The sequence below is a fragment of the Micromonospora arida genome (genome assembly GCF_042873195.1).
Lineage (GTDB): Bacteria > Actinomycetota > Actinomycetes > Mycobacteriales > Micromonosporaceae > Micromonospora > Micromonospora arida.
On the sequence record NZ_JBIALC010000001.1, the window covers coordinates 1 to 13,975 of the forward strand.

Sequence of the window (13,975 nt, forward strand, 5' to 3'; positions counted from 1 at the left end):
CGGACCTACATCAGCCTCACCCGAACAACCTGATCAACAACACCTGACACATCTATCGGGACTTCCCCTTGACACATGTCTCGGGACAGCACAGTTCCGCGCGAACGGAAACTGTCCAAGATCTACGTTGGCGACGTAGCGGAGTGACGTGATCGGCGCCGAGTGATCCGATCGGCCGGCGGGTACGTACCCCTGGACGGGGACCGGCGGAGGGACACAGGCATGGCCGCAGTGGGGTACGGCGCGGATCGCGAACCGGAGTCGGAGCCGGAACCGTCCGGTGCGGCCGCACCGCGACGGTGGTCCACGGGTGCTCGCCTGTTGGTGGCCGCTGCCGCCGTCGTGTTGCTCCTGGGCGCGGCAGCGGTGGCCGTGATCGTTGCCGATCCCGACCACCTCGGCACGACCTACTCCGGTCAACCCGGCGGCACTGGCCCCGACGGCACTGGCCCGGACGGCACTGGCCCGGACGGCACTGGCCCGGACGGCACTCGCCCGGACGGCACTCGCCCGGACGGCACTGGCCCCGATGACGGCGGCCGTCCGGGGGGCGTCGCTGACCCGGACGCGGCTGAGGGGCGCCGCGGTGGTGCGGGTGCTGCTGCCGAGCAGACGTTGACAGCCCCGCTGGCGGGTCGGCAGGAGGGCACCTTCGTTCTCGCGGATGGGCTGTCCTCGTTCGAGCTGCGGGTGGCCGAGTTGGGCGACGACCTGTACCGGATCAGTATCCCGGCCGGCTCGGGTGTGGCGGGCAGACCTGCGGTACGGGGGGAGACCGTGCGGCTCGACCTCGTGGAGTCCGGGACGCGCGGGCCACGGGCCGTGCGGGTGCTGCTCAACGAGCGGGTCGCCTGGCGTCTCCACCTCGTTGGCGGGGTGAGCAGTCAGGTGCTGGACCTGACCCGGGCCCGGCTGCTGGGCGTGGAACTCGCCGGCGGTTCCAGCCGTACCGAAATTCTCCTGCCACCGATCACTCCTGCGCGCCCCGGCGACCACACGGGCCCACGCGCAGACCAGCCCGCCAGCATCCTGACCGTACGACTCACCGGTGGGACCAGCCAGCTCGACGTCCGGGTCCCCGGGGAGACTCCGGTACGGGTTCGGGCGGGAGCCGGTGCCGGCTCGGTGGTGGTACGCGACGCTCGCTGGGACGGGGTGGCCGCGGGCTCGGTGCTGGGTACGCCGGGTTGGGACCGGTCGGCGGAGCGCCTGTACCTGGACCTGGTCGCCGGTGCCAACAGCGTGCTGGTCTCCTCCAGCCACCGGTAACCCACGCCGGGCCAGCCCACGCCGGGCCAGCCCCACAGCCACGAGCTGGTGAACCCCGGCCGCCCTGGCTGGAAGCACCGCGGTCGCGAATGGGCGTGCGCGTACAGTCGGGCGGTGGAGCGTACTGAATCAATGCTGGCGCAGACCCGACCGCCTGGCGTGGCCGACGTCGATCCCGGCAGTGTGTTGTTGCCCGGCCACGACGTGCCGTTGGGTCGGTACACCACGGTGCGGCGGCTGCTTCCGCAGCGCGCCCGCCGGATGGTCGGCGCGTGGTGTTTCGTGGATCATTTCGGCCCGGACGATGTGGCGCAGCGGCCCGGTATGGAGGTGCCGCCGCACCCGCACACCGGGCTGCAGACGGTGACCTGGCTGCTCGACGGCGAGATTCTGCACCGGGACAGCCTCGGCAACGTGCAGCCGATCGTGCCCGGCCAGCTGAACGTGATGACCTCCGGGAACGGTATCGCCCACTCGGAGCGCTCGCCGGCCATTCACCCGCCGGTGATGCACGGTGTGCAGCTCTGGGTGGCTCTGCCGGACCCGGCGCGGGCCGGAGCGGCAGACTTCGCGCACCACGCCGACCTGCCGCGCTGGCGGGACGGCGATCTGGACGTCACCCTGCTGGTCGGCGAGTTCGCCGGGGAGCGGTCACCGGCGGTGGTGCACACCCCGCTGGTGGGGGTGCAGCTGGAGTTGGGCGGCGAGGCGCCGGCGACGATGGCGTTGCGGCCGGATTTCGAGTACGCCGTGCTGGCGATGTCCGGCTCCGCGGAGGCGGCCGGGGTCGGGTTCGAGCCGGGGGCGCTGCTGTATCTGGGCTCGGGACGCCGGGAGCTGACAGTGCGTGGTGGGGCCGGGGCCCGGTTGCTGCTGCTGGGCGGTACGCCGTTCGAGGAGCCGTTGGTGATGTGGTGGAACTTCGTGGGCCGGTCACACGAGGAGATCGCCGCCGCCCGGGAGGACTGGATGGCCGGCGACGGGCGCTTCGGTGTGGTCGCCGACGATTCGGCGCCGCCGCTGCCGGCGCCCGCCCTGCCCACGACCCGCCTCAAGGCCCGCGATCGCACCGGCGGCCTGCACGGCTGACGACAACGCCCGCCCAGGGTGGTGGTGTGTGGCCGGTGATGGCGCGGGTAGTCGCCGGCATGGCGACCAGTTTGATCACTCCGGTGGAGGACCGTAAACGTCTGGCGCGCCGGCTCGCCGGTAGCGGGCGGGGCTTCGCCGAGCAGTACGGGTTCCGGGTGACCAACAATCCGGCGAGCCTGTTCCAGGTGTTGTACCTGTCGGTGCTGCTGGCCCGTCGCGGTGACTTCCGTCGGGCGTTGGACGGGGCGCGGGCGGTGCGCGACGAGGGGTGGGACAGCGCGGCCCGGTTGGCGCGTTCGCTGCACGAGGACCGGGTCCGGGTGCTGCGCGCCAGCGGCCAGCGCGGCGACGTGGACGCGCTGGCCGCTGTGCTGGGTGACCTGGCTCGGACGGTGGTCGAGAGGTACCGGGGTGATCTGCGCCGGCTGCGGGCGGTGGCGCACCACGACCCGGTCCGGGAGCGGGCGCTGCTGGCCGAGCTTCCGGGCGTGGACGATCAGGTCGTCGACCTGTTTCTCCGCGAGGCGCAGGCGTTGTGGCGGGAGGTTGCCCCGGTCGCCGACCGGCGGGCGCTGGCTGCCGCGCGTCGGCTCGGACTGGGCAGGTCGGCGGACGACCTGGCCGGCCTTGCCACTGGCGAGTCCGAGCAGTTGGCCTGGCTGGTGGGGGCGTTGGCCCGGGTCGACCTGGAGCATCGGTACGCGGAGGTGACCGGTCGGCCGTGACGTGCCCTGGCCCACACTTCCCCAAATTCTGACCAAACGGAGGATGTTCTGCCGTATGGTTGGACCCGGCAGTGCTGGCCGCTCGGTTCGAGCGGGCCTCCACCGCCTGGTGACCGCGACCGGTTCGGATGCGGTTCACCGCCTGGGCAGGCTTGCGTGGCGCCCTGGGTCGCGGTTCGTGACCAGGGGCGCCCGCCTGTCCCGGCCCTTCGATCGGCCCCGCCCCGTGTCGCGCTCCGGGGGACTGTGCGGCCTGGTGCGTAAGTAGCCTTCACCGCGCCAGGCCCGCCAGCAGGTTCACGGTCACGGCGATGATGAACGCGCCGAACAGGTACGACACCATCGAGTGGCGCAGCACCGTACGACGCATCTCGTTGCTGGTCAGGTTGGTGTCGGAGACCTGGAACGTCGTCCCGATGGTGAACGCGACGTACGCGAAGTCGGAGTAGCGCGGCGGTTCGGGCTGGTTGAAGTTCACCCCGCCGTCCGGGCCGGTGTAGTAGATCCGGGCGTACCGGGCGGCGAACACGGTGTGCACCACGAACCAGGAGAGCACCACGCTGAGCACGCCCACGCCGCTGTGCAACTCCCGGGCAACCCCGGGGGGCGCGCTCTTCGCGCTGGCCACGACCAACCCGACTGCCAGCAGGCTGGCCAGGCAGGCGACGAGCAGCAGGGCGTCCCGGATCGCCCGGTTCGGGTCCTCGTGCACGGCCAGTTGGGCGGTCCGCTCGGCGTCCATCGGCCAGATCTTGTGCCAGACCAGCACGAGCCAGCTCAGCGCGCCCACGTCCCAGCCGGCCAGCGCGGCGAGCGGCAGGGGCAGCAGCAGCGCGAAGACGCAGCCGGCGATGATGCCGACCACCGCCACCACGGCGAGCTGCACCACCGCGGCCGGAAAACGCACGTCCGCTGGCCGGGACGGGCCGCCGGTGTAGGTCATCGGCGACGATCCCTTCGCCGCGCGGTGGGCGTCACCGCCGGGTCAGATGCCGCGCAGGTGCTGCGAGACCCTGTTGTGCTTCTTGTCCCGGGCCTGCTCGGCCCGCTGGGCGGGGCCGACCTCGGGCGCCGCCTCGATCCCGGCCGACCGGGCCACCTCGGTCCCGTTGGCGTAGTCGACCGGCGGCAGGGCGCGCAGCGCCTTCAGCACGTCCGGCGGGGCACCCTCCCGTTCGGCCTCGCGGACCACGTCGTCCTTCTCGGCCGGGTAGTCCAGGCTCGACAGGTACTGCAGGACGTCGGCGTAGCTCGCCATGGCGTGGGCTCCCTCGGGCATCGGTGTGGTGACGACCGGCGGCGGTTACCCGCCCGCCGGCCGGTCACGCCCGCCCGGCGGAGGAAACCGGCGCCGTTTCTCCTCGGCCGCCGCGGGTACCCGCAGACGCCGACGCGAGTCCAAGGGAGTACGCGATGAACTACGACACCTTCATCGACCAGGTTTCCCAGCGCACCGCCACGTCGTCCGAGCGGGCGGTCGAGCTGACCCGGGCCGTGTTGGAGACGTTCGCCGAGCGGTTGACCGGCGGTGAGGTTCTGGACCTGGCCGCCCAGTTGCCCCAACCGCTGCAACTCGTGCTCAAACCGAGCCCGAGCACCGAGCAGGCGGACCGGTTCGGCGCGGCGGAGTTCGTCGCCCGGGTCGCGTTGCGCGCCGGTGTTCGGGAGCGCGCCGCCGAGGACGCCAGCCGGGCGGTCTTCACCACCTTGCGGGAGGCGATCACCGGCGGTGAGTTCGATGACGTGGCGACGCAACTGCCACGTGACTATCGGGGCCTGGTCGAGCAGGCGATGGCCCCGGGCGCGACGTTGCGCCGCGGCTGACAGCGCTCGTACCACGCACACACAGCGGTTTACCAGGGCAACCATCGATGTCCCGCTTGGCGTGGCGATTCCACCTGGCCTAACCTTGTCGTGCGAGGGGAGTACTTCCCACGAACCATTCCGGTCAGTACGGCGCGCCCGGCGCGCCTCGGGTGGTTGCCCACCAGGTGGTGGGTGAAGGAGACCTCGAACATGACGGTGTTCGAGGAGACCCACATGAACCACGTGTTGTATCTGTCTGCCGCCAGTGACCTGTCGTCGGTAGGCACGCCCACGCTGTGGGCGGTCACCATCCTCGGGGTCCTCCTGCTGTTGGTGCTGGACTTCCTGGTCACCCGTCGCCCGCACGAGGTTTCCATGCGGGAGGCCGTCGGCTGGTCGGCGTTCTACATAGCGCTGCCGCTGGCGTTCGGCGCCTGGATCTGGTCCCGCTTCGGCTCCCAGCAGGGCGTTGAATACCTGACCGGTTACCTGGTGGAAAAGTCGCTCTCGGTCGACAACCTCTTCGTCTTCATGTTGCTGTTGGCGGCGTTCGCGGTGCCGGCGGTGCTCGCCCAGCGGGTGCTGCTCTACGGCATCGCCGGCGCGCTGGTGTTGCGGGCCGTCTTCATCGCCCTCGGCGCGGCGGCGTTGCAGACCCTCGACTTCGCCTTCCTGCTCTTCGCGATCATCCTCCTCGCCACCGCGGTGAAGCTGCTGCGTGATGCCTTGTCCGGGCATCAGCAGGAAGTCGACATCAACAAGATGCGTTCGGTGAAGCTGCTGCGCAAGGTCATGCCGGTGGTCAACGACTACCACGGCACGAAGATGACCGTCCGGCAGGGCGCGAAGCGGGCGCTCACGCCGTTCGCCCTGGTGGTGGTCGCGGTGCTCGCCACCGACGTCGTCTTCGCTGTCGACTCGGTGCCGGCGGTCTACGGCATCACCGAGGACCCGTACCTGGTGTTCGCCACGAACGCGTTCGCCCTGCTCGGCCTGCGGGCGCTCTACTTCGTCCTGCACGCGGCGCTGAGCCGGCTGGTGCACCTCAGCTACGGCCTGGCCATCATCCTGGCGTTCATCGGCCTCAAGCTGGGTCTGCACTGGGCGCACGGCATCTGGGACAGCGTGCCGCAGATCCCCACCCTGGCCTCGCTCGGCGTGATCATCGGTGTGCTGGTGGTGGTCACGGTGACCAGCCTGCGCGCCACCCGGGGTGGCAACCTGCCCGGGGACCGCGAGGTCGTCGCGGAACGGCACTGACCGCGCCGCGCCGGCTGACGACGGGGTACGCGGGAAAGCTCTCGCCCCGGCCGGCGCGGGTGGTACGACTGTGCAATGGGAATCGTGTCACCGGGCTTTCAGGGTCGGCCCCGAACGCAGGAGCCGGCCCTGCCACCCGGTCAGTATCTGACCGAGGACTTTCCGGTGCTCTCGGCCGGCCCGACGCCCCGGGTGTCACTGGACACCTGGGAGTTCGTCATCTCCGCCGAGAACGGCAGCGAACACCGGTGGTCGTGGCAGGAGCTGATGGCCCTGCCGCAGGAGACGCCGATGGTGGACATCCACTGCGTCACCCGCTGGTCCAAGCTCGGCACCAACTGGCAGGGCGTCTCACTGGACACGCTGCTCGCCGACGTCGACACGGGGGCGCACTTCGCGCTGGCGCACTCCTACGGCGGGTACACCACCAACCTGCCGCTCGACGACCTGCGCGGCGGCCAGGCCTGGGTGGTGCACACCTTCGACGGCGCACCGCTGCCCGCTGAGCACGGCGGGCCGGCGCGACTGCTGGTGCCGCACCTGTACTTCTGGAAGTCCGCCAAGTGGGTGCGGGGCCTCCGACTCAAGACGATGGACGAGCCGGGTTTCTGGGAGACCGCCGGGTACCACGACTACGGCGACCCGTGGCGCGAACAGCGGTACCAGGGTGACTGAGCGCGCCGTGGCGACGAGCACCCAACGCCGTACGCCCAACCGTTGGCAGGTCGGCCGGCTGGTGGAGCGCCGGGTGGAGACACCGACCGCGCAGACCCTGGTGCTGGAGGTGCCGGACTGGCCGGGGCACCTGCCCGGGCAGCACGTCGACCTGCGGCTCACCGCCCCGGACGGCTACCAGGCGGCCCGGTCGTACTCGATCGCCGGGCCGGCCGTGGACGGGCCGGGAGGACCGCGCATCGAGGTGACCGTGCAGCGGGTGCACGACGGCGAGGTGTCGCCGTACCTCATTGATGTCTTCGGGGCCGGCGACCCGATCGAGGTACGCGGACCGCTCGGTGGGTGGTTCATCTGGCGGCCCGAGGAGACCGCGCCGGTGCAGCTCGTCGCCGGTGGCTCCGGCGTCGTGCCGCTGATGGCGATGATCCGGGCGCGGCGGGCGGTGGGCAGCAAGGCGCCGTTCCGGCTGATCTACTCGGTGCGCACCCCCGGCGACGTGATCTACGCCGACGAGTTGCGCCGCCGGGTCCGCGACGACTTCGGGCTGGACGTCGCGTACGTCTACACCCGTGAGGCGCCCGAGGGCTGGCGCGGTGAGCCGCACCGGATCGGGCTCGCCGACGTCAACACGCACGGGTGGCCACCGGACCTGGAACCACTCACCTACGTCTGTGGCCCGACCGCGTTCGTGGAGACCGTGGCCGACCTGCTGGTGGGGCTGGGTCACCCGTCGCGCCGGGTCAAGACCGAACGTTTCGGCCCCACCGGCTGACCACCCGTTCACTCACGCAGTGTCGAGGAGATTCGATGACCGAGATGTCGTACCTGGACGGCAACATGCTCGACGGCCCGATGCGTGAGCTGTTCACCGTCGACCTGAGCAGCGCGATGGGCCGCTGTGAGAACTGCGGGACGACCGGGTCGATGGCCAGCCTGCACGTCTACTCGCACGCCCCGGGCCTCGTCGCCCGCTGCCCCTCCTGCGAGGAGGTGATGGTGCGCCTGGTGCGCGGGCCGGACCGGGCCTGGCTGGACATGCGCGGCACCACCTACCTCCAGGTGCCGATGCCGATGGAGCAGACGTTCCCCGGCCCGCTCTGATCGAGGAATCGTTCGACGCGCTCGCCGGCCTCCCGAGCCGCGTCGAGGAAGGTCGCCGGATCGGTGAACGACCCGAGTCGCGGCGGGGGGTCCGCCAGCAACGCCCGCCACACCGCGTCGAGGTACGCGTCGACGGCCTCCTGCTCGACCCTCGGCCAGGTGCGCCACTCCTGACGGGGGAGTTTGCCCAGGACGATGGCCGGTTCCAGGTCGTCGGACCCGAGCAGGCGCTCAAGGAGTACGGGGAGCAGGGCCTTCACGTCCGCCCGGCTGCCGACCGTGTTGCCGAGGCTGATGGTCAGTGAGTACAGGTCGTGCTCGTCGACCAGCACCGAGCCCCGGCAGTGCGGGCAGCCGTCGAGCACCGCACGGCGCGGGTACCGGGCGAACGCGTCCCGTACGTCCGCCAGGGCCGTCGTCAGCTCGTTCTGCACCGGCCGATTCTCACATCGACGGCTCACCGGGCGGTGCCCGCGAGCAGCCACCGCCGCACGGGGATCTCCAGCAGCACCCGCTCGCCGTCCGGGTCGACCTGCCGGCCGACGTCCCAGCCGTCGTACTTGCGCGCGAACGCCTCGACGACCGGGCTCGGGAATCCACTGCGGTGCACGTGGGCGGTGCCCTCCGCCACCACTGGCGCGTCGCCGCTCTCCAGAGCCAGGGACACCCGTGGGTCGGCCACGACGTTGCGGGCCTTCACGCTGCGGCTTTCGCAACCGACCCAGAACGTCGCGGAGAGGTAGACGAACCAGACCGGCGTCAGGTGCGGGGACCCGTCGCGCCGCACTGTGCAGAGCCAGACGTTCAGCTCCCGCGACAGTCGCTCCTGGACGTCGGCCGGGGGGATCGAGGGGGTTCGGCTCACCGGGCCAGTGGATCACAACGCCGCACGTCCCGGCGACGGGCTTTCACCTGCTGCGGGGCCGGTGCGGGGGTGGGGTGCGGCCCCGCACTACCGGGGATGAACCGCATCCCGCCAACCGACCTCGCCCGCACCGCCGCAGCGCACCTCACCGCGTGACCTGAAACTCGGGTGCGGTCGATCTGGCGCAGCCCTAGGCTCCCGCTCCGACGGCTGTCACGGCGTCCGGTCCGATGGGAGATGAGCGCAGCGATGACTGCACACCTGTTCGCGATCAGCTTCGACGCGAGCGAGCCCCTGCGGCTCGCGCAGTTCTGGTCCGGGCTCCTGGGGCGGGAGATCGTCGACGATCCACACGACGGCGTCCTGCTGGCACCCGCCAAGGACAACGGGTACCACATCCGCTTCGCCCCGAACCAGCAGCCGAAGGTGGTCCAGAATCGGATGCACTTCGATCTGACCAGCAGTTCGCTGGAGGACCAGCGGCAGACGGTGGCCAGGGCACTGGAGCTCGGTGCGCGGCACACCGACATCGGGCAGGGCCCGGAGATCGATCACGTGGTGCTCGCCGACCCCGAGGGCAACGAGTTCGACGTCATCGCGCCGGGCAACAAGTTCCTCGCCGGCTGCGGCTTCGTCGGTGCGCTGGCCTGCGACGGGTCGCAGGCGGTCGGCTACTTCTGGAGGGCGGCGCTGGGCTGGCCGCTGGTCTGGGACCAGGGTGAGGAGACCGCGATCCAGTCGCCGCACGGCGGCACGAAGATCAGCTGGGGTGGCCCACCGCTGATGCCGAACGGCGGCAGGGATCGGGTGCGTTTCGACCTCGCCCCGGCTGTCGACGGCGACTGGCAGACCGAGGTCGACCGTCTGCTCTCGCTCGGGGCGACCCGGGTCGACACCGACCAGGATGCGGCGGGCCGACTGCTGCTGGCCGACCCCGATGGTCAGGAGTTCAGCCTGTTGACGTGCCGCTAAACCGGCCGGCGCCCACCCACCCGGCGGCCGGTTGGACAACGGCGGCACCGGTCGGTCAGAGTGGTCCGCCGTGAGATACCTGCGTACCGGTGGTCCCGCCGCGATCCGGCGACCCCGGCCCACCGACTCCGACGAGTTCGTCGCCGCCGTGCGGCGCAGTCGGGACCTGCACCACCCGTGGTTGAACGCGCCGGCCAACCCGGAGGAGTACGAGCTCTATCTGCGTCGGATCCGTCGCCGCGACAGCGCCGGCTACTTGATCTGCGACCGGGCCAGCGGCGAGATCGCCGGCTACGTGAACATCAGCGGGATCGTGCTCGGTGCGCTGCGTGGTGGCTTCCTGGGGTACGCGGCGTTCCTGCCGTACAGCGGGACCGGGCACGCCTCGGCGGGCGTCGCCCTGGTGATTGACCACGCGTTCACCTCGGTCGGGTTGCACCGGCTGGAGGCGAACATCCAACCGGGCAACGAGCCGTCCCGGCGGGTGGCCCGCAAGCTGGGTTTCCGGTTGGAGGGCTTCTCTCCGGACTACCTGTTCATCGACGGCGCCTGGCGCGACCACGAGCGCTGGGCGATCACCGCGTCGGCCCCCGCCTGACCGTCGGCCCGCCGCCCCGGGCCGACGGAGTACCGGAGCTTTCACCCGCAGCGGGTGATGACGCTCAGTTCCCCGCTTCCTACGGTGGGTGTCATGGCTGCCGTTCGCGCGACCCCTGCCCACCCCTTCCCCAGTCTGTCCATCGACGAGTCGGACAACGGCGATCAGCGGGCGATCCCGCCGGAGCTGGGACCCGACTCTCTCGCGGTGCTCAGTGGGCCCACCTTCCTGTACTCCAACGCCCAGGGGGACGTGCCGCCGGGCAGCATCGGCGGGCTTGTCCACCTGGACACCCGCCTGCTCAGTGGCTGGAACCTGACCGTCAACGGCGGCGCGTTGTTGCTGTTGCGCGCCGAGACCATCGACCACTACTCGGCGCAGTACGTGCTCACCAATCCGGAGTTGCCCGGGCTGCCGCCGAACACTCTGGGCCTGCGGCGCCTGCGCTACGTCGGCGACGGCTTTCACGAGCGCGTGGAACTGGTCTCCTTCCGGCGGGAGCCGGTCCGGGTGGAGCTGCGACTGGCCGTCGCCGTCGACTTCGCCGACCTGTTCGAGGTCAAGTCGAGGGTCCGGGACCGCTCCGCCGAGATCAGCCGTGACCACGCCGACGACGGGTCTGAGCTGCGCTTCTCCTACCAGCGCGGTGGCTTCTCCGCGCAGACCCGGGTGTGCTGCGCGAAGCCAGCCGACCGCATCGAGGGCGACGACCTGGTCTGGGACCTGGAGCTGGGCCAGGGCGAGGAATGGAAGGTCGACCTGCACGTGCCGCTGCCGGACGGCATGGGGGTGGTCGAGCCGGTTCGGGGTGACATCGCCGACGTCATCCACGGCCGTGCCGACGACCCGCTGCGCCGGTGGACCGAGGACCGCGCGGTGTTGCGCAGCGACAACGTGGCCTTGGAGCGCACCATACGCCAGTCCCGTGACGACCTGTCGGCGCTGCGGCTCGACCTGGAGGTCAAGGGCCAGCGGATCATGTTGCCCGGTGCAGGGCTGCCCTGGTTCCTCGCCGTCTTCGGTCGGGACACCCTGATCACCGCGTATCAGACGTTGGTCGCCGGGCCCGCGCTGGCCAAGGGCACGCTGCTCGCCCTGGCCCGGCTCCAGGGTGAGACGTGCGACGACTTCACCGACGAGGAGCCGGGCAAGATCCTGCACGAGGTTCGCAGCGGCGAGTTGACGCGCAGTGGCGAGAAGCCGTTCGGGCCGTACTACGGCAGCGCCGACGCCACCCAACTCTGGCTGATCCTGCTCTCCGAGTACTGGCGCTGGACCGGCGACGACGAGACCGTCCGGCGCCTGCGGGACAACGCGCTGGCAGCGTTGCGCTGGATCGACGAGTACGGCGACCGGGACGGCGACGGCTACGTCGAGTACGCCACCCGCTCGCCCGAAGGGCTGGGTAACCAGTGCTGGCGAGACTCGCCGGACGGCGTCTGCTTCGCCGACGGACGGATCCCCGTGCTCCCGCTGGCCACCTGCGACCTCCAGGGCTACACCTACGACGCCAAGATGCGGCTGGCCGAACTGTTCGACGGGCCGTTGGGCAATCCCACGTTGGCGCGCCGGCTGCGCGACGATGCCGACACCCTGCACGAGCGGTTCAACCAGGACTTCTGGATCGAGGAACGGGGCGGCTACTACGCGGTCGCCCTGGACGGCGACAAGAACCGCGTCGACTCCAAGACCTCGAACATGGGTCACCTGCTGTGGAGCGGAATCGTTCCCCCGGAGCGCGCCGACGCGGTGGTGCGGCAACTCATGTCACCGGACATGTTCTCCGGTTGGGGCATCCGCACGCTGTCCCGGGAGGAACGGCTCTACAACGCCCTCGGCTACCACCTCGGCACGGTCTGGCCGCACGACAACTCGATCGCCGCGCTCGGCCTGGCCCGGTACGGCTACCGGGCCGAGTCGAACCGGATCAGTCTGGCGATGTTCGAGGCGGCCGAGGAGTTCGGTCACCGGCTGCCGGAGGCGCTCAGCGGGTTCGATCGGGAGCGGCTGCTCTTCGCCGTGCCATACCCGACCGCGTGCAGCCCGCAGGCGTGGGCGGCCGGCACGCCGCTGGCCCTGATCCGCCATGCTCGGCGTCAACCCGGTCAACGGCCGCCTGGTCCTCGACCCGGACGTCCCGGCGGAACTGGGCCGGATCATCGCCGAGCGGGTCCGGGCGTTCGGCCAACAGTGGGAGTTGGAGGCGGTGGGTCACAGCGGCCACGTCCGGCTCCAGCCGAGCTGAGCACGGCTGGCGCGTCCGACGTTTGTCGCGGCCTTCGACGGGAAACGGCCCGCAATGACGAAACCTCGTGTGGTGATCGTGGGGGCCGGGTTCGCCGGTTACCACGCGGCGAAGACGTTGAGCCGGATCGCCCGGGACCGGGCCGAGATCGTGGTGCTGAACTCCACCGACTACTTCCTGTACCTGCCGCTGCTGCCGGAGGTGGCGGCCGGGGTGGTCGAGCCCAAACGGATCGCCGTGCCGCTGACCGGCACGCTCAAAGGCGTACGGGTGGTGGTTGGCGAGGCGGACCACGTCGACCTGCAGAACCGCTGGGTCGGCTTCACCCAGGCCGAGGGGGAGAAGAACCGGTTGGCGTACGACCGGTTGGTGCTCGCCGTGGGCAGCGTCAACAAGTTGCTGCCCATCCCGGGGGTGACCGAGTACGCGCACGGCTTCCGTGGCCTGCCCGAGGCCGTCTACCTGCATGATCACATCGTCCGGCAGTTGGAGCTGGCCGAGCAGGCCGAGGACCCGGCCGAGCAGCGGGCCCGCTCCACGTTCGTGGTGGTCGGTGCGGGCTACACCGGCACCGAGGTCGCGGCACACGGGCAACTGTTCACCGACGCGTTGCACGCCCAGCGACCCCGGCTCACCGTCCGCCCCCGCTGGATGCTGCTCGACGTGGCGTCCCGGGTGCTGCCGGAGTTGGACAAGCGGATGTCGGACACCTCGCACAAGGTTCTCAACCGGCGCGGGGTGGACGTGCGGATGGGTACCTCGGTGGCCGAGGCGACCTGCGACGGGGTGAAGCTCACCGACGGCGAGTACGTGCCGACCTGCACCCTGGTGTGGTGTGTGGGGGTGCGCCCCGACCCGTTCGTCAACGAGCTGGGATTGCGGACCGACCGGGGTCGACTGGTCACCGACGAGTTCCTCAACGTTCCCGGCTATCCGGAGGTGTACGCGTGCGGTGACGCCGCCGCGGTGCCCGACCTGGTCAATCCGGGCAAGGTGTGCGGGATGACCGCCCAGCACGCGCAGCGGCAGGGCAAGCGCGCGGCGTACAACATCGCCGCGTCGTACGGTTTCGGCCGCCGTAAGCCGTACAAGCACCACGACCTGGGCTGGGTCGTCGACCTGGGTGGCAAGGACGCGGCGGCGAACCCGTTGCAGGTCAACCTGGCCGGGTTGCCGGCGAAGGCGGTCACCCGGGCGTACCACCTGATGGCCATGCCGGGAAACCGCACGCGGGTGAGCGCCGACTGGGCGTTGGACGCCGCGTTGACCCGGTCCGCGGTCCAGTTGGGGCTGGTACCCGCCAACGCGGTGCCGTTGGAGAGCACTTCACCCGAGGTCGCGACCCGGGCCCGCTGAGCGGGCCCGGC

15 protein-coding genes and 1 pseudogene are annotated in these 13,975 nt (G+C 70.9%); 12 read left to right on the forward strand and 4 right to left on the reverse strand.

The genetic code is table 11. The features are described from left to right. Window positions 1-222: 222 nt before the first annotated feature. From ACFYP0_RS00005 to ACFYP0_RS00015, 3 genes are all read left to right on the forward strand, one after another. Window positions 223-1,269 (forward strand): hypothetical protein, encoded by a 1,047-nt coding sequence (locus ACFYP0_RS00005; RefSeq protein WP_386993779.1) that lies wholly within the window; start codon window positions 223-225, stop codon window positions 1,267-1,269. 114 nt (window positions 1,270-1,383) lie between these two features. Next, complete coding sequence (locus ACFYP0_RS00010; RefSeq protein WP_124854533.1) at window positions 1,384-2,358, forward strand: pirin family protein; 975 nt, start codon at window positions 1,384-1,386, stop codon at window positions 2,356-2,358. A gap of 59 nt (window positions 2,359-2,417) precedes the next feature. Beyond that, window positions 2,418-3,086, forward strand: coding sequence for a hypothetical protein (locus tag ACFYP0_RS00015; RefSeq protein WP_112640477.1), 669 nt, complete (start codon window positions 2,418-2,420; stop codon window positions 3,084-3,086). A gap of 271 nt (window positions 3,087-3,357) precedes the next feature. Here the strand turns inward: ACFYP0_RS00015 and ACFYP0_RS00020 are convergent, their stop codons facing one another. Together ACFYP0_RS00020 and ACFYP0_RS00025 are read right to left on the reverse strand one after the other, a co-directional pair. After that, window positions 3,358-4,029, reverse strand: coding sequence for a DUF1345 domain-containing protein (locus tag ACFYP0_RS00020; RefSeq protein WP_124854535.1), 672 nt, complete (start codon window positions 4,027-4,029; stop codon window positions 3,358-3,360). A 42-nt stretch (window positions 4,030-4,071) separates the two neighbouring features. Further along, window positions 4,072-4,344 carry a DUF2795 domain-containing protein gene (locus ACFYP0_RS00025; protein WP_030332551.1) on the reverse strand — a complete coding sequence of 91 codons (273 nt, stop codon included), beginning with the start codon at window positions 4,342-4,344 and terminating at the stop codon, window positions 4,072-4,074. A gap of 155 nt (window positions 4,345-4,499) precedes the next feature. On the opposite strand from ACFYP0_RS00025, the gene ACFYP0_RS00030 reads away from it, so the two are divergent. From ACFYP0_RS00030 to ACFYP0_RS00050, 5 genes are all read left to right on the forward strand, one after another. Beyond that, complete coding sequence (locus ACFYP0_RS00030) at window positions 4,500-4,910, forward strand: DUF2267 domain-containing protein (protein ID WP_124854536.1); 411 nt, start codon at window positions 4,500-4,502, stop codon at window positions 4,908-4,910. A 192-nt stretch (window positions 4,911-5,102) separates the two neighbouring features. Then, window positions 5,103-6,152 (forward strand): TerC/Alx family metal homeostasis membrane protein, encoded by a 1,050-nt coding sequence (locus ACFYP0_RS00035; RefSeq protein ID WP_386993783.1) that lies wholly within the window; start codon window positions 5,103-5,105, stop codon window positions 6,150-6,152. A gap of 75 nt (window positions 6,153-6,227) precedes the next feature. After that, window positions 6,228-6,827, forward strand: coding sequence for a sulfite oxidase-like oxidoreductase (locus ACFYP0_RS00040; RefSeq protein ID WP_091408112.1), 600 nt, complete (start codon window positions 6,228-6,230; stop codon window positions 6,825-6,827). A gap of 7 nt (window positions 6,828-6,834) precedes the next feature. Then, window positions 6,835-7,599: a ferredoxin reductase gene (locus ACFYP0_RS00045; RefSeq protein ID WP_091408113.1), complete on the forward strand. Its 765-nt coding sequence runs from the start codon at window positions 6,835-6,837 to the stop codon at window positions 7,597-7,599. Window positions 7,600-7,634: 35 nt separating this feature from the next. Then, on the forward strand, window positions 7,635-7,928 hold the full coding sequence (locus tag ACFYP0_RS00050; RefSeq protein ID WP_091408116.1) for a DUF6510 family protein: 294 nt from the start codon (window positions 7,635-7,637) through the stop codon (window positions 7,926-7,928). Here the strand turns inward: ACFYP0_RS00050 and ACFYP0_RS00055 are convergent. Further along, window positions 7,877-8,362, reverse strand: coding sequence for a hypothetical protein (locus ACFYP0_RS00055; protein WP_357005297.1), 486 nt, complete (start codon window positions 8,360-8,362; stop codon window positions 7,877-7,879). The two genes, ACFYP0_RS00050 and ACFYP0_RS00055, sit on opposite strands and share 52 nt — an antisense overlap. A gap of 23 nt (window positions 8,363-8,385) precedes the next feature. Continuing rightward, entirely contained in the window at window positions 8,386-8,793 is a 408-nt protein-coding gene (locus ACFYP0_RS00060) for a TIGR03618 family F420-dependent PPOX class oxidoreductase (RefSeq protein WP_357005300.1), read from the reverse strand. Window positions 8,794-9,042: 249 nt separating this feature from the next. Between ACFYP0_RS00060 and ACFYP0_RS00065 the strand changes: the two genes are divergently transcribed. From ACFYP0_RS00065 to ACFYP0_RS00080, 4 genes and pseudogenes are all read left to right on the forward strand, one after another. Next, complete coding sequence (locus ACFYP0_RS00065) at window positions 9,043-9,765, forward strand: VOC family protein (RefSeq protein ID WP_357005303.1); 723 nt, start codon at window positions 9,043-9,045, stop codon at window positions 9,763-9,765. Window positions 9,766-9,835: 70 nt separating this feature from the next. Continuing rightward, window positions 9,836-10,363, forward strand: a complete 528-nt coding sequence (locus ACFYP0_RS00070; RefSeq protein ID WP_357005305.1) for a GNAT family N-acetyltransferase — start codon at window positions 9,836-9,838, stop codon at window positions 10,361-10,363. 93 nt (window positions 10,364-10,456) lie between these two features. Beyond that, window positions 10,457-12,262, forward strand: a pseudogene (locus tag ACFYP0_RS00075) (amylo-alpha-1,6-glucosidase); the annotation flags it as partial. A gap of 400 nt (window positions 12,263-12,662) precedes the next feature. Then, window positions 12,663-13,964: an NAD(P)/FAD-dependent oxidoreductase gene (locus ACFYP0_RS00080; RefSeq protein WP_355499833.1), complete on the forward strand. Its 1,302-nt coding sequence runs from the start codon at window positions 12,663-12,665 to the stop codon at window positions 13,962-13,964. The last annotated feature ends 11 nt before the right edge of the window (window positions 13,965-13,975 follow it).

Coding starts and splice junctions, on each gene's coding strand:
- ACFYP0_RS00035 (WP_386993783.1), top strand. CDS start 5,103: ATGACGGTGTTCGAGGAGACCCACATGAACCACGTGTTGTATCTGTCT.
- ACFYP0_RS00050 (WP_091408116.1), top strand. CDS start 7,635: ATGACCGAGATGTCGTACCTGGACGGCAACATGCTCGACGGCCCGATG.
- ACFYP0_RS00020 (WP_124854535.1), bottom strand. CDS start 4,029: ATGACCTACACCGGCGGCCCGTCCCGGCCAGCGGACGTGCGTTTTCCG.
- ACFYP0_RS00065 (WP_357005303.1), top strand. CDS start 9,043: ATGACTGCACACCTGTTCGCGATCAGCTTCGACGCGAGCGAGCCCCTG.
- ACFYP0_RS00080 (WP_355499833.1), top strand. CDS start 12,663: ATGACGAAACCTCGTGTGGTGATCGTGGGGGCCGGGTTCGCCGGTTAC.
- ACFYP0_RS00015 (WP_112640477.1), top strand. CDS start 2,418: ATGGCGACCAGTTTGATCACTCCGGTGGAGGACCGTAAACGTCTGGCG.
- ACFYP0_RS00025 (WP_030332551.1), bottom strand. CDS start 4,344: ATGGCGAGCTACGCCGACGTCCTGCAGTACCTGTCGAGCCTGGACTAC.
- ACFYP0_RS00005 (WP_386993779.1), top strand. CDS start 223: ATGGCCGCAGTGGGGTACGGCGCGGATCGCGAACCGGAGTCGGAGCCG.
- ACFYP0_RS00030 (WP_124854536.1), top strand. CDS start 4,500: ATGAACTACGACACCTTCATCGACCAGGTTTCCCAGCGCACCGCCACG.
- ACFYP0_RS00040 (WP_091408112.1), top strand. CDS start 6,228: ATGGGAATCGTGTCACCGGGCTTTCAGGGTCGGCCCCGAACGCAGGAG.